The sequence below is a fragment of the Vibrio sp. 10N.239.311.G01 genome (assembly GCF_041465805.1).
GTDB lineage: Bacteria > Pseudomonadota > Gammaproteobacteria > Enterobacterales > Vibrionaceae > Vibrio > Vibrio crassostreae_C.
In genome coordinates, this window is sequence record NZ_JBFSRM010000029.1 from 1 (window position 1) to 25,786 (window position 25,786).

Below are 25,786 nucleotides of genomic sequence, written 5' to 3' on the forward strand. Positions count from 1 at the left end.
GTTACTGACTTATGAAGTATGACCTTACCATTTTGGTCTACGGCATGAAGACTAAAGTGGTTTTTAGCTAGGTCGATACCGCAGAAATAAGAATAATCAGACATGGTGCCTCCGATGCATTTAAGTACCACATAAGTGTGGCAGATCCTCGGTAGGGGGAATCCATGTCATTCGTTGATACCGCAATCAATCATCTAACCTTTTCATAGCTTTACGGTAAACATCGCTACGTTCGCGTTTTCCGACTGCTAAGACGGTTACAATGATGACATCGTCTTCAACTTTGTAGACGAGACGGTAGCCCGATTGGCGCAGCTTAATCTTATACATGTTGTCAGCTCCAGAGAGTTTTGAAGCCGGAACATGCGGGTTATCTAAACGCTCGATTAGCTTTTTCTTAAATTGTTGTTGAAGCGTTGAGCCAAGCTTTTTCCACTCTTTGAGTGCACTCTTTTTAAAGTCGAGTTTATAGGTCATCAATATTTACCGAAATACTCTCTTCAGATTCACGCTCTTTCGCAATAGTTAGTAGTTCAAGATCTTCGAGTCTGTCCATCATCATTTCGTACGCTTCGGCTGGTACGCAATAAAATGCTGGCTCATTTCGGTTCAGTACAGCAACAGGTTCACCGTAAGCACTAGTTGCAACTTTCATAGGGTTAGCTTTCAACTCAGTAATGCTTGCAGCAACATCGGCTAAAATTCTAGTGGTCATTTAATAGGTCTCTTAAGTGGTCTTTATTTTGGTCATTTTAGCCTCAATCAAGCGGTATAACAAGTTGCTTAAGAGTGATTCGCAACACGTGGCATTTTTACTATGCGTTGGTTTATGTGTTTAAGGTATTATGCGGAGGCTAAGGTATTGGTTTGCTCACACCTTAGCAAGGCGTAAAGTGTCGATATCTTGGGATAATAGTTCTAGATATCTAATTCAGAATAGCTGCGTAAACCTTAATTTAGAGGCTCTTGAACCATGGTATTACTTATAGTTTGGTTGGCTATTTGGGTTTCTTCAGTCAAGCCACTTGCTTCTGTCGCCCGACGAACATACCGCATTAGAGTACAAAGTAGTTAGAATGGTTGGAAAAGTATTTTGTTTTCTATATTGGCTCACCTTACCTTTGTTCAACTATTTAGCTTTCCTGTAGATAGTTGGTTTTACTGGGTACTTCCAGTACTAAATGTTTTGTTTGTTATGCACATGCTCTTGCTCTTGGATTTGGTTCTAGATCGTTATAGTGTGGTTGATACTTCACGTTTTACCCATCGTTCAATTGCACCTTTTTTGGTGTCATGTAGTGCATTTATTGCAATGCTTTTCTACTCAGCTTATCTCAATGATGCAATACTAAGGGGAGTATGTATTGCTGCTCTCTCAATAGGTTTGACAGGGTTTCTAGTAACTTATAGAAATGTAAAATAGGGTCATACAGCTAACAGAGTATCTTAGGTTGATAAGAACCAAGCAAAACACAAAGGGCGCCAATAACGGCGCCCTTTGTGTTAGTTGGAAACGCTATAAGTGTCGTAGTCGCGAAGTAAGAAGATCGCGATACAGGCTGCGAGCATTGGCCAAGAGGCGAAGAACAGTAGGTTGTTGAACGGGTCCATGTATTTTCCAAAAGAGGAAAAGGTTGAGCCTGCATGAAGGACTAAAATGGCTCCGTAGGTGTACTTTTTCCACATGCCTACAACGAATGCGCCTAAAAATCCGAGCTGCGCGACACCCAGAGCCATCATCGCATTGTTCGAGATGTCGATGCCGTAAAAGCCAGACAGTACTTTTGTCGCGTGCTCAGGGACAAGGATCTTATCTAAGCCCCAGAACAAGAAGACGATAAAAATGCCGATTCTCAGCAGTAGTAGGCTAGTCGCCAGTTTGGTTTGAAGTGTCTTTTCCATGATATCCCTTGTGATGCATTCAATGATGCGATGGTTTAAATGTTCATCAAAGGAGACCCATAGCCTTCGCATTTTCTTTCGTTGTTTTTTAGTGCCTTATGTAACAAGGAATGTCTGGTTGGTTTGTTCCTCAACGTTATCTGACTCAAAATGCTGTTGCTTGAGTAAGCTGATAGTCAGGTTTATCGGCATCGGCTTATAAAAATAGAAGCCTTGGATATAGTCGACACCAAGCTTAGATAAGATTTTCACTTGGGATTCGTACTCGACACCTTCTACGATCACTTGCATCCCTAAGGTGCGTGATAGTTGAAGCATGGACTCTAGCAAAGGGAGACCAAAGCTGGATTCGTCGGATATGTTTTTCACAAACACGCGATCGATTTTGAGAATGCTGAACGGGAACTGTCTTACGAAATCTAACCCTGCGTAGCCTGTACCAAAATCATCAATCGCGACTCTGACGCCCCTGTTCGATAGCTTGGTTAGGTTGTCTCTAATTTTGACCATGTCGGCATCAGAACATTCACCATATTCGGTTACTTCAAAAACCACCTGCTTGAGGATCTCAGGGTGTCTTTTAAAGATGCTGATCACTTTGTTAGAGAAGTTACTGTTAGACACTACGTTGCGGCTGATGTTGACGCTGATGTACTTTGAGTCGAACACATCTTGATTGCTTTTCAACGTCATTAATACTTTGCGCAGCACGAAGTAGGTGAGCTCCTCAATTAAGCCTAAGCTTTCAGCAAGCGGAATGAAAATAGCCGGGGAGACGTTACCTTCAATTGGGTCGTTCCATCGTAATAGTGACTCACAGCCGACGATCTCATTGGTGTTTTGGTTAACGATAGGCTGCATGTGAACATGAAGGTGTTGGTTTTTTAGCGCACTTGAAAGCGAATATTCTAAGCTGCGTTGGCTCTGCTTTTTATGCTTGATGGAAAGGAGAATAATGGTGGTGATTCCGGCCATCAAAAAGCCAAACCATAAATAACTCAACATGAAGTGAAGATAAAACTGATACCCAATGTATGAGGTGATGGTCAATGGGTAGGTGTTCGATTGTATCCGCACCTTGGCGATTGATGAGTCAATATCGGTAGGGTGGATATCTCTTTTGATCACTTCAACTTTGGCCTGTATTCCATGGCTGCTCAGGTTTGTTTCAACAAGGTCATAGATGAAGTGTGGCGGAATCATCAGGCTCACTCCGGCATCTTCTTTGTTCGAGAAAATGAGCATGATGGACTGAACTTGCGTGATGGCCGAGTTGGAATACGACAGGGTTGTTAAATTCGGGTCGTCATTGAGCCGCTGCCTGATGGTGCTGTATAGGCGAAATGAAACGTCACCATCGGTGGTTGAACAGTAAAATCGGTTCTGTTTATTGAATACCGCTGCTTCTTTTACCCAATCGGCTTCAAAAACGTTTTGTCGAAGCTGTCTAACGATCGCGTCGCAAGACTGTTCAGGTCTAACTTCAGATAAAAAACGGTCGAACCTTGATTGGATCCCTTCTAACCTGGTTTCAACTAACCTTGATGTGTCTTCGGTTAATGTTTGGTAGTGATGCGGTGTAAAAGGAATGAGCATTGCCATGGATAAAAAGAAAGAAATGGCAAAGTAAAATGAAGTCTTAGCAATGTTTTGGTACTTGATATCCATAGTTGGAGAAGCGTTACCGATTTATGTGAGCATTCGATTTAATTTATAAAGTTAACGATTACGTAGCAATATAAATAATTAATATTGTGAATGCAGGCACGAATTATTGATATAAATAATATGTTTTCTAGTTTTACCAGCAAAATCTGAGCGTTATCTCGTTTATTTGAGTTGGCGAGGCGTCATTTTTGATGATTCATGCGGATAACAAATGCTTATATCCTGATAAATTTTATTGTTATTTGCTCTGGCTGAATGAGCTGAATGAGCTGAATGAGTTGAATGAGCTAAATATTGAGCCACGTTTAAATAAATAAAGTCACGACTCGATTCGTTTTGGTGGTGACAGCATAAAGGATGATTATGACAAAACTGATATCAGCACTCATAGCGGTGTGCTTCTCATTCTCTGCGTTGGCCGACGAAGGTGTTGTTGATTGCGAGAATGCGATGAATACCATCGAGATCAATCACTGTGCGGCAATTGAGTTGGAATCTGCACAAGCGGAACTGGATAAATACCTTGCAGCCAGCTTTGAGCACAATGCTTATGAAGCTCAGCTGGTCGCTTCAATTAAGAAGGCTCAGGAGAGCTGGCAGGCGTACATGACAGCACATTGTGACTCTGTTTACATCCAATGGCGTGATGGTTCTATTCGAGGGGTTATGGCGCTTTCCTGTAAGACAAGGTTAACCAAGCAGCGCACGCATGAGGTGTGGGCGAATTTCTTAACCTACATGGACAGCACGCCTCCGGTTTTACCAGAGCCTAAATTAGCGCCGTAGGCAGGTTTAAAATACGTACAGGACTGTGCACCTGCTTCAACCTTTGGCGGGCGAATAAGAAAGCGATAGGGGATTGGCCTACTCTGTCGTTCTTAGTTCTTAGTCTCCAGCTTGAAGCATTACAGCTTTAAGTATTACCTAGTAAGGAATCGATTTTGAATAATGTCAGTATCACGCTTATTCAGCTTGAAGTTGAATACAAAAACAAACAAAAGAATATAGATTCGGTCTCTGATCTTTTGCAAGCGGAGCCGTCAGTTGGCGATATTACTTTACTGCCTGAACTGTTCACTACTGGGTATATTTTTAATGAGGCTGAAGAAATTCATGAATTGGCTGAAGACTTCGCCGACAGCAGTACTATTGATTCATTAACGCAGCTTGCAGCGAAGCATCACACCTTGATTGTTGCTGGTATTGCCGAGAAAGATAGCGGCCAATATTACAACAGCGTCGTGGTTGTGGATGCTTCCGGTTTACGACACAAATATAGAAAAATCAGTCAAACCAAATTCGATAAGCAGTATTTCTCGAGAGGGGAGGAACGCCTCTCGTTTGAGCACAAAGGCTTAAAGTTTGGTGTCGCGATTTGCTTTGATATTTGGTTCCCGGAGATCATGAGAGGGTATCAGTCGGTCGACGTTATTCTTCACCCTGCCAACTTCGGTGGGCATCATAGTTTTGCCATTGCTCAAGCGAGAGCCTTGGAGGAAGGGTGTCACATGGTTACTTGTAATCGCGTCGGGCAAGATGTGGTTAATGCGTTTACCGCGACTTATTGTGGTGGAAGCCGAGCCTACTCACCCAAAGGGGAGTTAGTGACTCAGCTCAACGAAAGGCAATCGGTAGAAACCGTGAGTATTCAAGATCTCTCGATTGCGCCGCAATACAATGGCGTCGATGTGTTAGACGAAATACAGCAAATCGCATCTGTGTTGAATCGCTAAGAAGATAAGTGAAGTGCATTAGGAGCGAAAAGGGCAAGGTTTTTTAACCTTGCCCTTTGTTGTTTAGATCTCTAAGAAGGCGCTTTAAATGGCTTTTACGCTGCTTCGTTCAACAAGAGTAGGTTCAAGTTCAACGACTTGCGGATAAGCATCTGGAGTTTGTAATCTGCTCAAAAGCGTATCCACTGCGGCTTTACCTAAACGATGTTTTGGCTGGTGGACAGTGCTTAACGCGGGTGTCATGTACTTAGACAAGTGGATGTCATCGTAGCCAATGATAGATAGGTCATTCGGAATCGATGTGCCATCTTGCGCCGCAGCGTGAATCACGCCCATCGCCATCATGTCATTACTGACGAACAAGGCAGACGGCATTTCGCCACGAGTTTTCAATGTCTGATAAGAGTCAAAGCCACCGTCACATTCAAAGTTGGATTCAACAATCCACTTAGGGTTGATCTCTAAATTGGCTTCTTCCATTGCTTGTTTGAAGCCTTGATAACGAGACGAAGCTTGATTGCGGTGCAGTGGCCCTGTGATACAACCAATTTGAGAATGACCGTTATCAATCAGGTGTTTAGTTGCCATGTAACCACCTTGGTGCGAGTTGTCTTGGATCTTATCACTCGCGAATAGCATTGGGCCCCAGTCCATGACCACAACAGGTAGTTCTGGGTAGCGCTCGAATACATCGATATGTTCGCCTTCAAGGGTAGAACACATTAGCATCAGGCCATCGACACGCTTTTGCAGCAAGGTATCGATAGAGGATTTCATGCGTTCGCTATCGCCTTCGGTGTTACACAAGATAAGGTTGTAGCCTTTTTCGTAGCAACGACGTTCTACACCTTTCACCACTTCGCCAAAGAATGGATTGGTGGATGTGGTCACTAGCATTCCCAAGGTTTTGGTTTGCTTCATTTTCAAGCTGCGAGCCAATGCAGAAGGCGCATAGTTGAGTTCTTTAGCCGCACTGTTAACACGCTCAGCAATCTCTTCACTGACAAAGCGTGATTTGTTGATCACGTGGCTCACGGTAGAAGTCGAAACCTTTGCGAGCCGTGCGATGTCTTTCATTGTTGCCATAAAAAATCCTTGTGGGAATAACCTTCCACGTTGGGCGATATTCTGCCTGAAAACAGGGGCTTATGCTTGTTATTTGTTGTTACCGAATTTGAAGGCTAACATCCGTTAACTACGGTTTAGTTCAGGAGTTAGGCCTTCAAATAGGTATCAAGCTAAGCAGACAGTCGCTTTGCTAAGAACGCATCAGTTTCAGCACGGCTTGGAATCGATGTTTGAGCACCAAAGCGAGTCACGGAGATAGCAGCAGCAGCGTGGGCAAATTTAATCGCACGCTCTAGTGGCATATCTTCAAGCAAGCCTGTGACTAATGCGCCATTGAAAGTGTCACCTGCGGCAGTTGTATCTGTTGCTTCAACACGGAAGCCTGCGATTAATTCACCTTCGCTGGCTTCATTGCCTTGACCGCGATGACTCACCCACACGCCTTTCGCGCCTAGCGTGATCATTACCGTTTCTATGCCTTTAGCATGCAGAGCCAACGCAGCCTGATGAGCAGACGCGTTGTCCGTCACGGTAATGCCTGTCAGCACTTCTGCTTCAGTTTCGTTCGGTGTAATCACGTCAACACAAGCAAGCAGTGAATCCGATAATGGACGAGCAGGAGCCGGGTTTAGAATGACTTGCGTGCCACTCTCTTTTGCTACTTTCGCAGCGTACTCAATACCTTCAATTGGCGTTTCAAGTTGAGTTAGCAGGTATTTGGCTCCGCGAATCTTCTCTAGATGTGGTTCGATTTGGTCGCAAGTCAGCTTGTCATTAGCTTCTGCAGAAAGACAGATGCTGTTTTCACCCGTTGCGGATACTTGGATCATCGCGATGCCAGTTGGCGTGTTGTCTGCCACGATAACACCGTCGATGTTGATGCCGTCTTTAGCGAAGTCTTGACGAATGTTGATGCCGAATGGGTCGTCACCGACACAGGCGATGAAGCCGATATCTGCGTTTAATCGCGCAGCAGCGACTGCTTGGTTTGCGCCTTTACCGCCAGGGATGACCTGATAGTTACCGCCAATCAAGGTTTCACCCGGACGAGGGAACGAAGGAACTTGCAGTACGTGGTCAGCGTTAACGCTACCTAAAACAATCAGTTGAGTCATGATACGAGCCTTATGATATATCGTATTTGAAAATGCATGGGTCTTTCTCATGGTGTTAAGTGCGCTCTCTTTTGTGAGCGGAATGAGAAACAGCGATGCACTGTCGGGGTTTGCTTTTGTTTGAGTCAGCGAGCCAATCAAAGCAGGGAGATAGGGAACTCCCTGCTTTATATCGCGTTACCTAGTAACGATTACTTAGCGATGATTTTTAGAGGTACTGGTACGTACTCGTCTACTGTTTCGCCTTTCAGTACTTTGTCTGCCATTTCGATACCTAGAGAACCGATTAGGTCAGGTTGTTGTGCAACTGTAGCGCCTAGTAGGCCGCGGTTAACAGCAGCGATGCCGTCGTCTGTGCCATCAAAGCCAACGATCATCACTTCTTTACCTGACGCTTGAACTGCGCGAAGTGCACCTAGTGCCATTTCATCGTTTTGAGCAAATACTGCTTGTACATCTGGGTTAGCAGCAAGCAAGTTTTCCATTACGTTCAGACCTTTAGTACGGTCGAAATCAGCAGGTTGGCTTGCAAGAAGCTCAAGGTCGCTGCCGTTTACTGCATTCATGAAGCCTTCACCACGTTCACGAGCTGCAGAAGTACCAGCAATACCTTCAAGTTGGATTACTTTCGCTTTTTCGCCCACTTTTTCCATGATGAAGTGACCTGCCATTTCACCACCGATTACGTTATCAGAAGCGATGTGGCTTACTACGTCACCACGGCTTGCACCACGGTCTAGTGTTAGTACTGGGATGTTTGAACGGTTAGCCATGCGAATTGCGTTAGACACGGCGTCTGAATCTGTTGGGTTGATCAGGATTGCCTTAACACCACGAATGGTTAGATCTTCAATGTTCGACAGCTCTTTGCTTGGGTCGTTTTGAGAATCCAGAACGATAAGCTTGTAGCCTAGCTCTTCAGCTTTCGCTTCTGCGCCATCTTTCATGGTTACAAAGAATGGGTTGTTCAATGTAGACAGAACGATTGCCATTGTATCTTGCGCCTGTGCAGACACAGATACTGTTGTAGAAAGAAGAGCAGCAGAAATAAGAGTCGCTAATTTTTTCATGGTGTAAGTCCTTTGTGTAGGGGGAGCTAAGAGGTGAGTCCTAGCTCGTTGTTACATTATTTATAGATTCTAATATTTTAAGGTAAAACAAACTGTTACTTTTATTAAACTAGAGTGTTACTTGTATTAACCTAGAGTGTGAATAGGTTTTATTTGTTTTTGTTGTCGACCAATACTGCCAGAAGAATAACCACTGCTTTTGCAATCATCTGGTAGTAAGAAGATACGTCTAGTAGGTTTAGGGCGTTGTTTAGGAAGCCGATAATCAGAGCACCAATCAATGTGCCCATGATACGGCCACGACCGCCAGCTAAGCTTGTCCCGCCAAGAACTACGGCTGCGATAGCGTCTAGCTCATAACCCATACCTGCGGTTGGTTGAGCAGATGACAAACGCGATGCCACGATGATGCCTGCCACTGCAGCTAGCAGACCACAGATTGCGTAAACACCGATTTTTACTTTGTCTACGTCGATGCCTGATAGGCGAGTTGCTGATTCGTTGCCACCCAGTGCGTAAACGTAGCGACCAAAGCGTGTGTGGTTAAGTAGGTACCATACTGCTGCGAATACCACGACCATGATCCATACTGGAACCGGTACACCCATTGCGTAGCCAGTACCGAACCAAGCGAATGCGTCTGCTGTGTCTGTGAAGCCTGTTGAAATAGGACGACCATCTGTGTAAACCATGGTTACGCCGCGAAGTAGTGTCATGGTGACAAGCGTTGCGATGAAGGCTTGAACCTTACCCTTAGCGATAATCACACCACTAATCGCACCTAATGCTGCACCTGCTACAAGAGCGGTTGGTACTGCGATCATCACAGGGATTTCCATGCCAATCATGCTGGCTGCGAACGCACCACAAAGCGCCAGTACAGAACCCACACTCAAGTCGATACCCGCGGTTAAGATAACCAGCGTCATACCTACAGCGATAATTGCGTTAACCGAGGTTTGGCGCAGAATGTTTAGGATGTTGTCGACAGTAAAGAAGTTCGGGTTTAAGAAAGAAACGACAACAATCAGGAAGAGCAAAGCAATCAATGACTTTTGATCAATCAGCCACTCTTTGCTGATTAACGGTTTTTTCTTTGGAGCTTCAGTTGTTTTGCTCATGGTTTTAGTACTCATGCTGCGTCCTCGTTGATCTTTTTACCGACCGCACACGCCAGTAATAATTCTTGGTTTGCTTCTTTAGCATCAAATTCACCGCTTACACGGCCTTCATGCATCACCATGATGCGGTCACTCATTCCTAACACTTCTGGCATTTCAGATGAGACTAAAATGATGCTCATGCCGTCGGCTTTAAATTTATTAATGAGTTGGTAAATCTCTTTCTTAGCACCGACATCGACACCGCGCGTTGGCTCGTCGAGAATCAGTACTTTTGGTTTGGTCATCAAGCCCTTAGCGATAGCCACTTTCTGTTGGTTACCACCAGAAAGGTTGCCAATAATCTGTTCGCGCGTCGGGGTTTTGATGTTGAATAGCTTGATGAAGTCATCTACTGCAATCACTTCGTCTTTATGTTGGATTTGACCGCTCTTTGTTAGTAGGTCAAGTGAACATAACGACATGTTTTCTTTAACAGAAAGCCCTAGAACTAAGCCATCGCCTTTACGGTCTTCAGAGATGTAAGCAATGCCATTGGCCAAGCCGTCTTTCGGGCTTACAGGGTTGATGGTTTTATTTTCTAGGTTGATGACGCCGCGTTCACTTGGAAGGGCACCGTAAATCACTTTCATCAGTTCAGTTCGGCCAGCACCCATTAGGCCAGATACACCCAGGATTTCACCGCGTTTTAGCGTAAAGCTCACATCGTGAACACCAGAACCCGTCAGGCCAATCACTTCAAGACAAGTTTCACCATGGCTCTGGCCGATACGTGGATATTGTTCGTCTAACTTACGACCAACCATCATTTCGATTAGGCCATCTTCGTCGGTGTCTTTTACTTCACACTGACCAATGAACTTACCGTCACGCAGCACGGTGATGTCATCACAAATCTCGAAGATCTCTTTCAAACGGTGAGAGATGTAAACAATGCCACAGCCTTCATCGCGCAATTCGTTAATCACCTTAAACAGAGATTCAGTTTCGGTATCGGTTAGCGCATCGGTTGGTTCATCCATGATGATGACTTTAGATTCAAACGATAGGGCTTTCGCAATCTCTACCATTTGCTGCTCACCAAGGCTCAACTGACCTAGAGGCGTTTTCGAGCTGTGTTTCACGTTAAGGCGTTTAAGTAGCTTGTCTGCTTCTTGGTACATCTCGTTCCACAAGATACGACCCATGGTGCCCGTGATTTCACGACCTAAGAAGATGTTCTCGGCGATGGTCAATTCAGGGATTAGATTCAGCTCTTGGTGAATGATGCTAATGCCTGCTTGTTGAGAATCACGTGGCCCTTTAAATGCAGCAGGTTTTCCTTGGTAGGCAATAGTGCCGCCGTCCAAGTGGTAGATGCCTGTCAGCACTTTCATAAGCGTTGATTTACCCGCACCGTTTTCACCCATTAACGCCATTACGCGTCCTGGATAAACGTTGAGGCTTGCCTTATCCAGTGCTTTCACACCAGGGAAGGCTTTCTCAATTGAGCTAAGTTCTAAAATGGCTTGAGTCATGTCGGTTCCTTTACTCGGGGCCAGTTGTATTTGATTGTTCTGTCTATGTATTGTTTTGGTTCAGTGATGTCACTGAGCTGTCGTTGCGTTTTGCTTGAGCTAAAAGGTTACGCCAGCTTGGAAAATAACATTTGCGTATGGTGTGCACTCACCGGTGCGAATTACCGCGCGGCTTTCATGCGTACGCTGTTTGAATTCTTCATGAGTGATGTAAGTAATAGAAAGCGATTTGCCACAACGCGCTTCTTCTGTCTTGATTAAATCAATCAGCGCAGCGTGGTGCTCTGGGCTTACTTTCGCAAACTCTTCTGCAATCACAACACCTTCGATTTGAGATTCATCCAGCATGGTTTTTACCGTTTGCTGAAAGCTTGGGACACCGTGAGTTAAAGCAAGATCAATACGAGTTACGTGGTCTGGAATTGGTAAGCCCGCGTCACAAATCGTGATTTCATCTGTGTGGCCAAGAGTCGCCACTAGGTAAGAGAGTTCAGAGTTTATTAAAGTACTTTTTTTCATATCACGACCTATCGAAAAATAACGCTTGATGGGTTGAGAACAACTCAAGAAAAGCCATCGAAACGTTTCGATAGTGATAATAGTGTCTGATTTATCATTTGCACGTTTGATTGTTTTAGAGTGTGATAATGATCATCGAAACGTTTCGATGGGGCGTTTTTTGGTGATCTTAGTCACCGCCATTGATTGCATAAATCCTTTTACGTGGGTTCAATCGATAGCGCATATCCGAACTTACTAATGGTAATGATCTGGACGTTGGATGCTCTTAATCGCGCGAACACATTGCGTAGGTTATAGACTACGTTTGCAAGAACATGTGGTGACGAGAGTTGTCCGTCCCAACACACATCAACAATATGCTCTCTTGAAATCGGTCTTCCCACATTTTCCAATAACAAGCAGAGCACTGCTAATAGGCGAGGGCGCAAAGTGATTTTGTTTCCTTGCTGGTTGGTAATCGTTCGAGCGTCGATATCAATGATTAAGCCGTTGAAGTCTATTGTGTGGTTCATCGTGTTTTCTGTTCGTCTTATTCTAAATTGTGGAGATTGAGCAAATTGGCCTGCTGTTGGAGCGGGTAATTATTTAAGTGTGCTAATGGTCGAAGTGGGCGGGTGAACTGACACGATCAGTGAGCCTATTACTTTTAAAGCCGAAGACAATACTTACCGATTAATTGCTGGTTACAAATTTAACCGCATTGTTTCGGTTGAAGCTCAATACACAGATTTTGGTGATATAGCCCTGAAAACGAAATCTGGTAATAAGGTTTTCACTTGGACACCTCAAATCTTTTCGGTAACGGCGAACCTCGGTTACACGTTTGATAATGGCATTCGTCCATTTGGCACTATCGGTCTGTCGACTATTGATCTAGACATGAAGCTTGCTGATGGCTCTCGCCCGTCAGGAGATGGTTTTGATGATTCGGGAGATGGCATCCGTATGGGTGTTGGTGTTGAATACACGCCACCTACAATGTCTTCGTTGAGCTTTCGCTTAGCATACGAAGCCGATGCTTTTGATATCGAAGATTACGAAAACGGACACAAGACAGAAGATACTGTTGTTCTGGACTCTTTCTACTTAGGCGCAATGTACACATTCTAAGTTTCACACTTTGCTAAACGGTAAATCGGTTTCTAAATGGGGCGTCGGTTGGCTCAACCCGTTTAACTAAAGTGGAAGGCCGCAGTTTTTGACTGCGGCTTTTTTATGTTTAACTCTAGGCTTCACGAATATGAGCGGTGACAGACACGATGGCATGGTCGGTACTGAATTGGTCGTGTTCAAAACTAGGATTAATCAGGTGATGGTCTAACACTGTGTAGCTAGAGATCTCCATTAAGCTTGAAGAGTTCTGACAATCAAACTCGTTCGACATCAAAATGTAGTCCAGTACAGATCCAGAAGCGCCGTAGTAATGGGTTGGCTTTCGCTGTTCAAGCAAGTCTTCTTCATGCAGTTGATGGTAAAGATCCCAGCTGTCTTTCAAGCGAAAGTGGGATAGCCAATGCTTGCTGTTTTCGTCTCGGTTGATTGAGTAATTCAACAGCCCTTTAAACTCATCATTAAACAGTGGCTTATTAAAGTCACCCATCAACACAACAGGTTGCTCGGTTTGGTAGCGTTGGTTGGTGATGTATTGATGCAGCATCTGAGCTTCTAGACCGCGTTGGACACTTGATAGCCAAGAGCCAAGCTGTTCTTGGTGAAAACGAGTGAGCGTGTCACTTTGTGGTTTTGCACCTTGCTGAGTGTTGTCCGCATCGACAGATTCTGCTTTTGGCTCTGTCGGACGTTGTGATTTGAAGTGCACCACATAACAGTCGGTTGAACCTAAATGGGGTAACGTAATCGTCGCGTGAACAGGCGTTCTGTTGAATGAGAATTTGTCGTCAAGGTTGAATGCTGTCAGTAACGTCGAATCTGGCGTAACAGGCTGCACGTTTTCAATCGGGTAACGGGAAGCGATCCCAACAACTGGTGAGGTGTATAGGTAATCATCTTCAACGTTGGCGCTATCGACCACTGCAAAGTATGGATAACCTAGCTCGTTCATCAATAGCTCTAAAGATTGCGGGCTAAATATCTCTTGGAAGCCAATCACATCGCAATCTAATGAGCGAATCGCTTCAGCCATCCAATGTTGCTTCTTCTGCCATTCTTCGAAGCTGTAGATGTTCTCAAAATCATAATAAGCATTCGGTGGCTCGAGATAGTTCAGAAGGTTGAACGTTGCGAATGTTATTTGGTTTGGTTTGTTCAAAGTGTCATTCCATTTAGACCTAGGCTGCAAGGATACTCCAGTAAAAGTATAGTTTGTTGATTATTTAGAGCCTAAATTTCACTTTAGAAGCCAACCAAAGGAATCTTAGCCGTTGAGGCTTGTGTCATTCAGGCTAGAGCAATCTTAGTGCTTCTGCCTTCCCCCGTGCTTTCCAACGCCACCAAGCTAATCAACTCAATCAAAGGAACCAAAGCAATCAAAGCTCACTGCATCCAATAACTTCGAGTGGTGACGAGTAATTTGTAAATAAACCGTCAGAGATAGAGTGCTGATGGTTTTATTAGTTATTACATGATGTTAGATTTGAACCTATACTTGATTTAACGGCATGCATTCAAAGCCGATAAATCAACTTGAATATAGAAGTCATGACATTTGAAGGGAGAGTCAAATGGGAACAGTTTTTCGACGCAAAGCTTCGCAACGCACTCAGTTTTTCAGGTTTAATTTGAAGTCATGTGCAATCATGTTGCCGCTTATTGCTTTACAACCCTCCGTTACTTACGCTTCTGAAACCCAATCAACTCCTGCTGTCACCGTTATTGAAACCACACAACTGGTTGGTTTTGGTGAAGCAAAATATCCAGCCGATTTCACTCACTTCGATTACGTTAATCCTGATGCGCCAAAGCAGGGCAAAGTGACCTATGGCAGCATAGGTACGTACGATAGCTTTAATCGATTCGGTTCCCGCGGCGTTGCTGCAAGTTATACCGGAGAGATTTACGATACCTTGATGTTTTCTCCGAGTGACGAGATTGATGCGTACTATCCATTGATCGCTTCAAAGGTTCGCTACTCCAGTGATTTCACTTGGATGGAAATCGACATCAACCCAAATGCTAAATTCCAAGATGGCGAGCCTATCACTGCGCATGATGTTGCCTTTACTTTTGACAAGTTCTCAACCGAGGGCGTGCCTCAGTATCGTGTGTATTACAAAGAGATTAAGTCAGTAAAAGCGGTCTCTGATTTGGTTGTTCGTATTGAAATGAACAGTCCAAACCGCGAAAAACTGTTTAGCTTCGCGCAAAGCACTCGTGTATTGCCGAAACATTTCTGGAAAGACAGAAAGCTGTCTGAGCCTCTAAGTGAGCCACCAGTCGGTAGTGGTCCTTATAAGATCATCAGCTACAAATCAGGCCAAAGTGTTACCTATGGTCTAGATGAAAACTACTGGGCAGCAGACCTACCAGTTAACGTTGGCCGCAATAACTTCAAGCAGGTGCAATACGATTACTACCGTGACGACACGGTAATGTTGGAAGCGTTCAAAGCAGGGGAGTTCGATCTTCGAACCGAGAATTCGGCTAAGTTCTGGGCTAACTCTTATACGGGCGCGAACTTCGATAAAGGCTACATCATTAAAGAAGAGATTAACCACGAGAAGCCTGAAACGACTCAAGGTTTCGTCTTTAATATCCAATCTCCTGTGTTCTCTGATCCTAAAGTGCGTGAAGCGTTAACCTACGCGATGGACTTTGAGTGGATGAACAAGAACATGTTCTATGGTCAGTACAAGCGTACTCGTAGCTACTTCCAAAATACCGACTACGAAGCGAAAGGCTTACCAAGCGAAGCTGAAGTCGAGTTGTTGTCTCAATACAAAGATCAGATTCCACCGCGAGTTTTCACCGAAGAATTCCAACCACCCGTCACCGATGGTAGCGGTCGTATTCGTAGCCAAATGCGTACCGCTTTCAAATTGTTGAAAGAAGCGGGTTGGGTGCTGAAAGACAAAGTCATGACCAACGAAAAGACTGGCAAGCCGATGTCATTTGAGTTGTTGATTTACAGCCCAACCACGGAACGTATCGCAACGCCGGTTCAAAAGAACCTTAAGCGCATGGGTATTGAGATGAAGATCCGTACCATCGATACCACTCAATACATCAAGCGCTTGCGTGATCGTGATTTCGACATGGTTTCGTCGTCATTTTCCGCAAACCCTTATCCTAGCCCGAACTTAATGATCGTTTGGAACTCTAACTACATTGATTCTACTTACAATACTGCAGGTGTTATCGATCCAGTGGTTGACGCGTTAACAGAAGAAATTGCGCGTAACCAACAGCACCCTGAAAAGCTTCTTACACTAGGTCGTTCACTAGACCGAGTATTGCAGTGGAATTTCTACAACATCCCGCAATGGCACGTTGGCGAGTATCGCGTAGCAATGTGGGACAAGTTTGAGCGTCCAGATGTATTGCCTAAATACGATTTAGGTATCGATACATGGTGGATTTCAGAAGAGAAGGCGGCTTTGCTTCCTGAAAAACGTCGCTAGGAGTTAGTTAGCATGGCCGCGTATATATTTCGACGTTTATTGTTGGTGATCCCCACGCTGTGGGCGATCATCACCATCAACTTTTTCATCATCCAGATAGCGCCTGGAGGCCCGGTAGAGCAAGCTGTTGCTCAATTAGAAGGGCATAACTCTGGCATTATGGAGCGTTTTTCTGGTGGTGGACAAGAAGTTGATTTAAGTGAAAGTGATCAAGCGTCTGCCAGTGGCTATAAAGGCTCACGCGGGCTTGATCCTGAAGTGGTTGAAGAGATCAAAAAGCAGTTTGGGTTTGATAAACCGATTCACGTTCGCTACTTCGATATGTTGAAAAACTACGCGACCTTTAACTTTGGTGAAAGCCTGTTTAAGGGTGGTAACGTGATTGATTTAATCATCGAGCGTTTACCTGTCTCCATTTCCTTAGGGTTGTGGAGTACGTTAATCATCTATGTGATTTCGATACCCTTAGGCATTATGAAGGCGATACATCACGGCTCTCGCTTTGATATTTGGTCGAGCGCGGTGGTGATTGTCGGCTACGCGGTGCCGGGCTTCTTGTTTGCGATTATTCTGATTATCTTGTTTGCAAGCGGTAACTACTTCAGTTGGTTCCCATTGCGAGGGCTTGTGTCGAGTAACTTCGACCAGCTCAACTGGTATCAGCAAATTGGCGACTACTTCTGGCACTTGGCGTTGCCCATTTTCGCCATGGTTATCGGTGGATTCGCCACGCTCAGCATGCTGACCAAAAACTCCTTCCTTGATGAAATCAATAAGCAATATGTAGTGACTGCGAGAGCGAAAGGCTTGGACGAGAGCAGTATTCTTTATAAGCACGTTTTCCGTAACGCCATGCTGATCATTATTGCGGGTTTCCCAAGCGCATTTATTAGTATTTTCTTCACGGGTTCTATGTTGATTGAAGTGATGTTTTCACTCGAAGGAATTGGTCTGCTTGGCTTTGAATCAACCATTCAACGTGACTATCCCGTGGTGTTCAGCTCTCTCTATATCATGACCTTGCTTGGCTTGGTGCTGAGCATTATCTCCGACCTGACGTATACCTGGGTTGATCCTCGAATTGATTTTGAAGCGCGTTAATGGCGAACGAATAACAAGGTATTGATAATAAATGTTTAACAACCCTTTAGCTGAAGCTCGTTGGTTACGTTTTAAAGCAAACAAGCGTGGTTTTATCTCCCTTTGGATATTTACCATCTTGTTTGGCTTGAGCCTGTTCGCTGAGATCATTGCCAATGATAAACCACTCTTGGTTTCTTATGATAATCAGTGGTTTGTGCCTGTTATCAATGAATATGCCGAGACGGAGTTTGGTGGTGAGTTTGAAACCGAGGCCGACTACAAAGACCCGTATGTTATCGAGCTCATTGAAGACAACGGTTACATCGTGTGGCCAATCATTCCGTTTAGCTACGACACAATAAACTTCGATATTTCAGGTGCGGTGCCATCGGAGCCCGATTCGGTGAACTGGTTAGGGACTGATGATAAGGGGCGAGATGTATTAGCTCGTATCATTTATGGCTTCCGTATTTCCGTTCTATTTGGTTTTATTCTGACCATTGTATCGAGCGTGATTGGTGTCGTGGTTGGCGCAACACAAGGCTACTACGGTGGCTGGGTTGATCTATTCGGACAACGCTTCATTGAAGTCTGGTCTGGTATGCCGACCCTGTTCTTGCTGATTATTTTGTCGAGTTTTATTGAGCCGAATTTCTGGTGGTTGCTCGGGATTATGGTGCTGTTTAGTTGGATGAGTTTAGTCGGCATCGTGCGAGCGGAATTTTTACGCTGCCGAAACTTCGATTATGTGCGAGCCGCGCAAGCCATGGGTGTTGATGACAAACGTATTATGCTTCGTCACATGTTACCTAACGCGATGGTTGCATCGTTAACCATGATGCCGTTTATTCTTTCAGGCTCGGTGACCACACTGACTTCGTTAGACTTCTTGGGCTTTGGTCTTCCTGCGGGTTCGCCTTCGTTAGGCGAGTTGTTGGCGCAAGGTAAAGCTAACTTACAAGCGCCTTGGCTTGGCATTTCTGCCTTCGTCGTGCTTTCACTGATGCTTACGTTACTGGTCTTCGTTGGTGAAGCGGTGCGTGATGCTTTCGACCCGCATCAACAGAAGTAAGGATAGGTTATGACTTCAAATACAACGCCTGCTTCTCCGGTTTTGACCATAGATAAACTGTCTGTCGGTTTCGGGCGAAAAAACTCGATAGAGCAAGTGACACAAGATGTCTCTTTAGAAATATACAAAGGTGAGACATTAGCGCTGGTGGGTGAGAGTGGTTCCGGAAAATCGGTCACGGCTAACTCGATTTTAAAGCTGTTACCAAAAGGCTCGTCTCATTACTTAAACGGTAAGATCAATTTCTCTGGTACCGATATCCTGAGCTGTTCAGAAAGACAGTTGCGCGGGATTCGTGGTGGCCGCATCGGCATGATCTTCCAAGAGCCCATGGTTTCGCTTAACCCACTTCACCGAGTCGGTAAGCAGCTGGTTGAAACTCTTTCTATTCACCGAGGAATGCGAACCAATAAAGCTCAAGCCTTGGCGATAGAGTGGCTATCCAAGGTGGGTATTCGTTACCCAGAGCAGAAGATATCAGCGTACCCACACGAGCTATCAGGTGGAGAGCGTCAGCGCGTAATGATTGCGATGGCACTGATCAATGAGCCAGAATTACTGATTGCCGATGAGCCCACTACGGCTTTGGATGTATCGGTACAAGCGCAGATTTTGGATTTGTTGAAAGACCTACAGCAAGAGCTGGGCATGGCGATGCTTTTCATAACCCATGATTTGAGTATCGTTCGTAAGATTGCCGACAGAGTAGCGGTAATGAAAGACGGTCGTTTAGTCGAAAGTAACGACTGCCAAACACTCTTTAATGCGCCAGCTCACCCTTATACGCAAAAGCTTATCAACTCTGACCCAAAAGGGTTACCAGTACCTGTTTCTCCTGACAGTAAGCCTTTGCTTGATGTGGACCAACTTCGTGTTTGGTTCCCCATTACGGGTGGCTTATTTAAGCGCACAATTTCGCATATAAAGGCAGTGACTGATATGGAGTTCACCTTGAAAAAAGGGCACTCCATCGGTTTAGTGGGTGAGAGTGGTTCTGGTAAATCGACAACCGGTATGGCAATCCTCAAATTGGTTGAAAGTGAAGGCTCGATTACCTACGCTGACGAACAAATTCAAGGCTTAAACCGCCAGCAGATGCTACCGTTTCGAAGCCGTATGCAAGTGGTATTTCAAGACCCATTCTCGGCATTGAACCCTCGAATGTCGGTCGCTCAAGTGATTGGTGAGGGTTTATTGGTACATCAGCAATTGGACGATACTGAACTTGATCTACGCATCTGTGACGTAATGAAAGAGGTCGACCTCGACCCTGAAACTCGTCATCGTTACCCTAACGAGTTTTCTGGCGGGCAGAGGCAACGTATCGCGATTGCACGTGCTTTGATTTTAAAGCCAGAGTTTATCCTGCTCGATGAACCAACATCGTCATTGGACAGAACCGTTCAAGCTCAAGTATTGGATTTGCTGAAGTCACTTCAAGAAAAGTATGGCCTGACCTATTTGTTTATCAGTCATGATCTGAATGTCGTGAAATCCTTGTGTCATTACACCATCGTCATGAAAGCTGGCGAGGTAATAGAGAAGGGCGACACTGAGACTTTGTTTGGTAATCCGCAGCATGAATATACTAAGCAGTTGGTGAGTCTTTCGAATGTTGGTGGTGTTTTATAACGCAGAGGGTTTGTTTAAAACAAATGGGCTCTGGTTGAATTCAACATGGTCATTTCGTTGTTTTAAGATTACACTGCGCCCAATATTTCAGAAGTACATATTTAGGTAGAGGTCACCATGGACCAAGAACATTACGAAGACGCTGATTACGAAGGCCAAGAGCTGGGCGAAGAAGGCGAAGAGATTGAAATTGAAGCAATTGGTATTGATGTTTCATCACAGCCAATCGAGCTCTACAAAGTGTTTAAAATTGCTAACCTAGTGAGTGGTGGCGGTGAAGCTAAGCACATCATCTCTGAAGGCTACGTAGCGGTAAATGGTGAGCTAGAAACCCGTAAGCGTCGTAAAATGTACGATGGCGACTTCTTTGAATTCAACCAAGAATACTATGTAGTGGTGTGTGATCAGCCAGTACAAGAAGAATCAGAAAAGCCGAAAAAGAAAGAAACGCCTAAAAAAGAGAACAAGGCGAAGAAAGGTCAGTCTAAAAAGGATTCTAAGAAGAAGGAATCTAAGAAAAGCAAAGCAGAAATGCTAAGCGCAAAGGCTGAACCAAAGAAAGAGAAAAAAGAGAAGAAACCGAAAAAGAAAGCGGATACGCCAAAGCCAACACGTGATGACAAAAGCGGCCGTAATTCGATTGAGTTCTTCTAAGTTATAGCTCTAACCTACTGATCTAAAGCTATTCTTTCAAAACGCAAGCAACCTTAGACTTAGGTTTACGTTAAGAAAATATCAAAAGGCTCACTATTTAGTGAGCCTTTTTTGTTGGTGAAATTTAGCTTCTGGTCTAATTTCCTTTTTGATGAGCCACAAACTCTACAAACCTATCCCTGAGTGGGTTGTCACTCTCTCCATTCCAGATTAACCCGACAGGCCAAGTCGCGTGTTCACCTTCTAACGCAATGAATTCCACATCGGTGTTACTAATGTACTGCGCACTGCTGGGTACGATGGTGAAACCGATATTGGCCGAAACCAAGGCAAGCAGGGTGAGGATATCATCGGCTTCTTGTGTCTTAGATAAGTCGATTTTATTGGCAAGACAATATTGTTGAATCTGTCTGTCTAATCCGGGGCCACGGTGCTGAGCCAATTTTAGATAAGGCCATTTCGATAACTCAAAGAGAACCTGATCGTTACCTGGCGCTTGCTTGAGAATATCTTTGTGAACCGCAATCACAAGCGAATCATTGAAAAGCGTTAGGCTCTTTAAATCCGAGGAGTCGGGTATTCGATTGAAGCTGATATCGAGTTCATGGCTCAATAGCTCGTCGGTCTGCTGCTTAGAAGGTGTGTCATTTAAGGTGATGTGAACGTCTGGGTACTGTTGTTTATAGGCGGCAATCAGTTTAGGTGCTTCGTGATAATTAGATACGCCAAAACCAATGTTCAAATGCCCCTGAGTTCCATTCACTACGGAGCCTGAAAGCTGCTCAAACGCTTGCATTGAATGAACCAAACGTTGGGCTTCGGGTAGTAAGGTTTTACCTGCGTGTGTCAGTTCTGCGCCGTTCCTGCCGCGAGAAAACAGACTCGCTCCTATATTGGATTCCAGTCGTTGAATCTTTTTGGTCAGTGCCGACTGAGTAATGTAGAGCTGCTCTGATGCCATACGATAATTGCCCGACTTAGCCAACTGACAAAACGCCTTCAGTAAATCAAATTCCATTCCGAATGCTCATTGAACTAAGAATATCTTTCATTATATGGAATTGAATCGATTTTTTATACTGAGTTCATACCAAATCAGATAAAGCGAAATTTGAGGACGAATAATGAAAAGAGACATCAAAGTAGCGTCGGTTCAGTTTAACCATCATGCAGGCGATAAGGCGTATAACTTGTCGGTGATAGGTCAATACGTTCAACAAGCTGCGAAGAGTGGTGTGGAGATCATCAGTTTCCCAGAGATGTGCATCACTGGCTACTGGCATGTGTCTGCTTTGTCGCGAGACGAGATAGAAGCGCTAGCGGAACCTGTGCCGAGTGGTGAATCGACTCAAAATCTGATTGCACTGGCAACACAGTTTGGCATCAGTGTTGGGGCTGGTTTGATAGAGCAGGGTGTGGATGGCGAGTTATACAACACTTATGTGTTCGTGATGCCCAATGGAGAAGTTCAGAAACACCGTAAACTGCACACCTTTGTGAGCCCACATATGAGCAGCGGCGACCAATACACGGTGTTCGATACGCCCCATGGTTGTAAAGTCGGTATCTTGATTTGTTGGGATAACAACTTGGTCGAGAACGTACGAATTACTGCATTGAAAGGCGCTGATATATTGATTGCGCCACACCAGACGGGCGGTTGTCAGTCACGTAGCCCGAATGCAATGAAGCGAATTGACCCAGATTTATGGTTTAACCGAGATGAAAACCCAGAAGCGATTCGTGCTGAAATGCAGGGTAAGAATGGGCGCGAATGGCTAATGCGTTGGTTGCCTGCAAGAGCGCACGATAACGGTATGTTTGTGGTGTTCAGTAATGGTGTCGGCGTTGATATGGATGAAGTGAGAACCGGTAATGCGATGATTTTGAGCCCTTATGGTGAAATCATCACCGAGACGGACAGCGTTGATAACGATATGGTGATTGCAGAGCTAAAAGCCGAAGAGTTGGATATGTGTACTGGCAGGCGCTGGATTCGTGGTCGTAAGCCTGAACTGTACCATTCACTGACGCAGTCGCTAGGTCATGAATTGGACCCACACCAAGCGCGCTTTGCAGAGAAGTAATGTTGTAAGCTCAGGTGAAAAAGGATGTATTAGTAGCGGTTAAAAGGGTGGGGAAGTTGAAAGAGAAGTGAGGGTTTCTGATGTAGTCTACCCACTTAAATCATGTTTAAGTGGGTAGACTATTTACACATCAAGCACTGAGCATTAAGCATTAAGCATTAAGCATTAAGCATTAAGCATTAAGTATCTAAGTTCTATTCTCAGTGGCGAGTGCGAGAAGACGTCAGTTCTGATGCGCGAAGCTGAGCAACGGCTTTCGCTAGTTCTAGCTGAGCTTGTGCAAAGTTAATGTCTATGTTGCCCTTGTTGATGTTCTCTAGAGCGGCATATTTCGCTTCTTCTGCGCGAGCGCGGTCAATGTCTTTACCATGCAAGGCCGTGTCGGCTAATAACGTAACCACATCCGGCTGAACTTCCAGCATCCCACCAGAGACATACAGCACTTGGCCTTCTGATTTAGGGTCTGTAACGAACACGGTTACGCCCGGTTTGATCTTACTGAGAAGCGGGGAGTGACCGGGGCGGATCCCCAGTTCACCGTCAGCGCCAGAAACGGCTAGGGCATACGCTGGACCTGAAAACAGCGTACCTTCCGCACTTACAATATTAAGTTGAAATGTATTATCTGTAATTCCGATAGCCATGGTGCACCTGCCTCTTAGAGTGATTTTGCTTTGTTAAGCACTTCGTCGATAGAGCCACAGTACAAGAACGCTTGCTCTGGGATATCGTCATATTCACCGCTCAATAGACCTTTAAAGCCTCTTAGTGTTTCGCTTAGCGGTACAAAGACACCTTTCTGACCGGTAAACACTTCGGCTACGTGGTAAGGCTGCGTTAAGAAACGTTCAATCTTACGAGCGCGAGATACGGTCTGTTTGTCTTCAGTAGACAGCTCATCCATACCAAGAATCGCGATGATGTCTTTTAGCTCTTTGTAGCGTTGCAGCGTTGTTTGTACTTTTTGTGCAATGTCGTAGTGCTCTTGACCAACCACAAGTGGGTCCAATTGACGAGAGGTTGAATCCAATGGATCAATCGCAGGGTAGAGACCCAGTGCCGCGATGTTACGAGACAGTACAACGGTCGCATCTAAGTGAGCAAAGGTTGTTGCTGGCGATGGGTCAGTCAAGTCATCCGCAGGTACGTATACTGCTTGGATAGAGGTGATAGAGCCTTGTTTTGTTGACGTGATACGCTCTTGAAGTACGCCCATCTCTTCAGCCAGTGTTGGTTGGTAACCTACTGCTGAAGGCATACGACCTAGCAGAGCTGATACTTCTGTTCCCGCAAGCGTGTAACGGTAAATGTTATCAATGAACAACAGTACGTCACGACCTTCATCACGGAAGCGCTCAGCCATAGTTAGGCCTGTAAGTGCTACACGTAGACGGTTTCCCGGTGGCTCGTTCATTTGACCGTAAACCATGGCTACTTTGTCTAGTACACCTGCTTCTTTCATCTCGTAGTAGAAGTCGTTACCTTCACGAGTACGCTCACCTACACCGGTAAACACAGAAAGACCTGAGTGGGCTTTGGCGATGTTGTTGATAAGCTCCATCATGTTGACGGTTTTACCTACACCAGCACCACCGAACAGACCAATTTTACCACCCTTAGCGAATGGACAGATAAGGTCGATAACCTTAACGCCTGTTTCTAGAAGCTCAGTGCTGTTTGCTTGTTCTTCATAAGAAGGGGCTTCACGGTGAATCTCGTAGTTTTCTTTCTGACCGATTTCACCACACTCATCGATAGGTTGACCAAGCACGTTCATGATACGGCCTAGTGTTTCTTCGCCGACAGGAACCGTGATTGGAGAGCCTGTGTTTTCAACCGTTAGGCCACGACGTAAGCCATCTGACGTACCCATTGCAATACAACGAACGATATTGCTACCCAGTTGTTGTTGTACTTCCAATACTAACGAGCTTGCTTCGTCGCTAGTCACTTTCAATGCATCATAAACGCGTGGGCTGTTGCCGCCGCTGAACTCGACGTCAACCACCGCGCCGATTACTTTAACTATTTTTCCAACACTCATTCTTAAATCCTCAAATTCTGTTCTTGACCCAGTCTTTTCTAGCCCTAGACAGCTTGGGCACCTGAGACTATTTCACTCAGCTCTTGGGTAATGGCAGCCTGACGCGCCTTGTTGTAGACCAACTGCAAGTCATCAATGAGTTGGCCTGCGTTATCAGTCGCCGCTTTCATAGCGACCATTCGGGCTGCTTGCTCACAGGCAATGCTCTCAACAATGCCTTGATACACTTGCGATTCGATGTATCGATGTAACAGTTCTGAGAGTATGTCTTTGGGTGCTTGCTCATAGATGTAGTCCCAACGACGCGCTTTTTTAGGCTCACCACCTTCCTCAGAATCCGAAGGGTGGGGGAGCAACTGCAAGGTCGTTGGCGCTTGAACCATGGTGTTGACGAACTGGTTGTAAACGAGATACAAGCTATCGATTTTACCTTCGTCGTAATGCCCGAGCATCGCATTCACCGTACCTAAGATGTCTTCTAACTTAGGTGTATCGCCAAGACCTGACGTTTGTGCAATAACGTTGCCGCCGCGTTGGAAGAACGAGATAGCCTTAGATCCCACTAAGGTTGTTTCTACCTCGACTCCCTTGGTGCGCCATTGCTCCATTTCTTCTAACACTTTCTTGAACAAGTTTGAGTTCAAGCCACCACACAAGCCGCGATCGGACGAGATAATGATGTAAGCGACACGCTTAGGTTCACGCTGTTGCAGGTAAGGGTGCTGGTACTCCAGGGAACCCGATGCAACATGAGAGATAACTTTTCGCATGTTCTCGGCGTAGGGGCGAGTTAGCGTCATGTTGTCTTGAACCTTGCGCATCTTACTTGCTGCAACCATTTCCATTGCGCTAGTGATTTTCTGAGTGTTACTAACACTGGCTATCTTGGTGCGAATTTCTTTAGTACTTGCCATAATCTGC

At 45.1% G+C, this 25,786-nt stretch carries 24 protein-coding genes and 2 pseudogenes; 9 read left to right on the forward strand and 17 right to left on the reverse strand.

What is annotated here, in order from left to right:
- From AB6D06_RS19010 to AB6D06_RS19030, 5 genes and pseudogenes are all read right to left on the reverse strand, one after another.
- Positions 1-104 (reverse strand): annotated as a pseudogene (locus AB6D06_RS19010) (IS110 family transposase); the annotation flags it as partial.
- A gap of 82 nt (positions 105-186) precedes the next feature.
- Positions 187-477, reverse strand: a complete 291-nt coding sequence (locus AB6D06_RS19015; protein WP_005377002.1) for a type II toxin-antitoxin system RelE/ParE family toxin — start codon at positions 475-477, stop codon at positions 187-189.
- Entirely contained in the window at positions 467-715 is a 249-nt protein-coding gene (locus AB6D06_RS19020) for a type II toxin-antitoxin system Phd/YefM family antitoxin (protein WP_004730320.1), read from the reverse strand. The genes AB6D06_RS19015 and AB6D06_RS19020 overlap by 11 nt, the downstream gene beginning before the upstream one ends.
- 788 nt (positions 716-1,503) lie before the next feature.
- Positions 1,504-1,902, reverse strand: a complete 399-nt coding sequence (locus AB6D06_RS19025) for a hypothetical protein (RefSeq protein ID WP_017067715.1) — start codon at positions 1,900-1,902, stop codon at positions 1,504-1,506.
- 96 nt (positions 1,903-1,998) lie between these two features.
- Positions 1,999-3,570: an EAL domain-containing protein gene (locus AB6D06_RS19030; protein WP_372111403.1), complete on the reverse strand. Its 1,572-nt coding sequence runs from the start codon at positions 3,568-3,570 to the stop codon at positions 1,999-2,001.
- Between the two features lie 363 nt (positions 3,571-3,933).
- Here AB6D06_RS19030 and AB6D06_RS19035 point away from each other — a divergent pair, with 363 nt between their 5' ends.
- Both AB6D06_RS19035 and AB6D06_RS19040 read left to right on the forward strand, forming a co-directional pair.
- On the forward strand, positions 3,934-4,356 hold the full coding sequence (locus tag AB6D06_RS19035; protein ID WP_136978920.1) for a lysozyme inhibitor LprI family protein: 423 nt from the start codon (positions 3,934-3,936) through the stop codon (positions 4,354-4,356).
- 155 nt (positions 4,357-4,511) lie between these two features.
- A complete protein-coding gene (locus tag AB6D06_RS19040) occupies positions 4,512-5,303 on the forward strand; it encodes a carbon-nitrogen hydrolase family protein (RefSeq protein ID WP_372111406.1) in 792 nt (263 codons plus the stop codon).
- An 84-nt stretch (positions 5,304-5,387) separates the two neighbouring features.
- Here the strand turns inward: AB6D06_RS19040 and AB6D06_RS19045 are convergent, their stop codons facing one another.
- From AB6D06_RS19045 to AB6D06_RS19075, 7 genes are all read right to left on the reverse strand, one after another.
- Positions 5,388-6,389 carry a substrate-binding domain-containing protein gene (locus AB6D06_RS19045; protein ID WP_017064748.1) on the reverse strand — a complete coding sequence of 334 codons (1,002 nt, stop codon included), beginning with the start codon at positions 6,387-6,389 and terminating at the stop codon, positions 5,388-5,390.
- 152 nt (positions 6,390-6,541) lie between these two features.
- Positions 6,542-7,486 (reverse strand): ribokinase, encoded by a 945-nt coding sequence (rbsK, locus tag AB6D06_RS19050; protein WP_372111410.1) that lies wholly within the window; start codon positions 7,484-7,486, stop codon positions 6,542-6,544.
- A gap of 191 nt (positions 7,487-7,677) precedes the next feature.
- Positions 7,678-8,556 (reverse strand): ribose ABC transporter substrate-binding protein RbsB, encoded by an 879-nt coding sequence (gene rbsB, locus AB6D06_RS19055; protein ID WP_017060856.1) that lies wholly within the window; start codon positions 8,554-8,556, stop codon positions 7,678-7,680.
- Between the two features lie 149 nt (positions 8,557-8,705).
- The gene (gene rbsC / locus AB6D06_RS19060) at positions 8,706-9,692 is read right to left on the reverse strand and encodes a ribose ABC transporter permease (protein WP_017060855.1); all 987 of its coding nucleotides are present in this window, start codon (positions 9,690-9,692) and stop codon (positions 8,706-8,708) included.
- The gene (gene rbsA / locus AB6D06_RS19065; RefSeq protein ID WP_009844906.1) at positions 9,689-11,194 is read right to left on the reverse strand and encodes a ribose ABC transporter ATP-binding protein RbsA; all 1,506 of its coding nucleotides are present in this window, start codon (positions 11,192-11,194) and stop codon (positions 9,689-9,691) included. The genes rbsC and rbsA overlap by 4 nt, the downstream gene beginning before the upstream one ends.
- A 99-nt stretch (positions 11,195-11,293) precedes the next feature.
- The gene (rbsD, locus tag AB6D06_RS19070) at positions 11,294-11,713 is read right to left on the reverse strand and encodes a D-ribose pyranase (RefSeq protein WP_017060853.1); all 420 of its coding nucleotides are present in this window, start codon (positions 11,711-11,713) and stop codon (positions 11,294-11,296) included.
- Positions 11,714-11,913: 200 nt separating this feature from the next.
- A complete protein-coding gene (locus AB6D06_RS19075; RefSeq protein WP_017060852.1) occupies positions 11,914-12,228 on the reverse strand; it encodes a winged helix-turn-helix domain-containing protein in 315 nt (104 codons plus the stop codon).
- Between the two features lie 118 nt (positions 12,229-12,346).
- On the opposite strand from AB6D06_RS19075, the pseudogene AB6D06_RS19080 reads away from it, so the two are divergent.
- Positions 12,347-12,826, forward strand: a pseudogene (locus tag AB6D06_RS19080) (outer membrane beta-barrel protein); the annotation flags it as partial.
- A gap of 115 nt (positions 12,827-12,941) precedes the next feature.
- Here AB6D06_RS19080 and AB6D06_RS19085 read toward each other — a convergent pair.
- Complete coding sequence (locus AB6D06_RS19085; RefSeq protein ID WP_372100620.1) at positions 12,942-13,985, reverse strand: endonuclease/exonuclease/phosphatase family protein; 1,044 nt, start codon at positions 13,983-13,985, stop codon at positions 12,942-12,944.
- Positions 13,986-14,397: 412 nt separating this feature from the next.
- On the opposite strand from AB6D06_RS19085, the gene AB6D06_RS19090 reads away from it, so the two are divergent.
- From AB6D06_RS19090 to AB6D06_RS19110, 5 genes are all read left to right on the forward strand, one after another.
- Positions 14,398-16,293 (forward strand): extracellular solute-binding protein, encoded by a 1,896-nt coding sequence (locus AB6D06_RS19090; RefSeq protein ID WP_017068488.1) that lies wholly within the window; start codon positions 14,398-14,400, stop codon positions 16,291-16,293.
- A 12-nt stretch (positions 16,294-16,305) separates the two neighbouring features.
- On the forward strand, positions 16,306-17,394 hold the full coding sequence (locus AB6D06_RS19095; RefSeq protein ID WP_004730359.1) for a microcin C ABC transporter permease YejB: 1,089 nt from the start codon (positions 16,306-16,308) through the stop codon (positions 17,392-17,394).
- A gap of 31 nt (positions 17,395-17,425) precedes the next feature.
- Positions 17,426-18,448: an ABC transporter permease gene (locus tag AB6D06_RS19100; RefSeq protein ID WP_017060847.1), complete on the forward strand. Its 1,023-nt coding sequence runs from the start codon at positions 17,426-17,428 to the stop codon at positions 18,446-18,448.
- Between the two features lie 9 nt (positions 18,449-18,457).
- Positions 18,458-20,080, forward strand: coding sequence for a microcin C ABC transporter ATP-binding protein YejF (gene yejF / locus AB6D06_RS19105; protein WP_065584617.1), 1,623 nt, complete (start codon positions 18,458-18,460; stop codon positions 20,078-20,080).
- A 117-nt stretch (positions 20,081-20,197) separates the two neighbouring features.
- On the forward strand, positions 20,198-20,734 hold the full coding sequence (locus tag AB6D06_RS19110) for an RNA-binding S4 domain-containing protein (protein WP_017064730.1): 537 nt from the start codon (positions 20,198-20,200) through the stop codon (positions 20,732-20,734).
- Positions 20,735-20,870: 136 nt separating this feature from the next.
- On the opposite strand, the gene AB6D06_RS19115 is transcribed toward AB6D06_RS19110, so the two are convergent.
- Positions 20,871-21,752: a LysR family transcriptional regulator gene (locus AB6D06_RS19115; protein ID WP_017064729.1), complete on the reverse strand. Its 882-nt coding sequence runs from the start codon at positions 21,750-21,752 to the stop codon at positions 20,871-20,873.
- Between the two features lie 106 nt (positions 21,753-21,858).
- Between AB6D06_RS19115 and AB6D06_RS19120 the strand changes: the two genes are divergently transcribed.
- Positions 21,859-22,821, forward strand: a complete 963-nt coding sequence (locus AB6D06_RS19120; protein ID WP_372111418.1) for a nitrilase family protein — start codon at positions 21,859-21,861, stop codon at positions 22,819-22,821.
- A 200-nt stretch (positions 22,822-23,021) separates the two neighbouring features.
- On the opposite strand, the gene AB6D06_RS19125 is transcribed toward AB6D06_RS19120, so the two are convergent.
- The 3 genes from AB6D06_RS19125 to atpG are packed head-to-tail and all read right to left on the reverse strand — an operon-like array spanning position 23,022 to position 25,779.
- Positions 23,022-23,465: a F0F1 ATP synthase subunit epsilon gene (locus AB6D06_RS19125; protein WP_019820614.1), complete on the reverse strand. Its 444-nt coding sequence runs from the start codon at positions 23,463-23,465 to the stop codon at positions 23,022-23,024.
- A gap of 14 nt (positions 23,466-23,479) precedes the next feature.
- Positions 23,480-24,865: a F0F1 ATP synthase subunit beta gene (gene atpD / locus AB6D06_RS19130; RefSeq protein WP_210441835.1), complete on the reverse strand. Its 1,386-nt coding sequence runs from the start codon at positions 24,863-24,865 to the stop codon at positions 23,480-23,482.
- A 44-nt stretch (positions 24,866-24,909) separates the two neighbouring features.
- Positions 24,910-25,779: a F0F1 ATP synthase subunit gamma gene (atpG, locus tag AB6D06_RS19135; RefSeq protein WP_017064727.1), complete on the reverse strand. Its 870-nt coding sequence runs from the start codon at positions 25,777-25,779 to the stop codon at positions 24,910-24,912.
- Between the last annotated feature and the right edge of the window lie 7 nt (positions 25,780-25,786).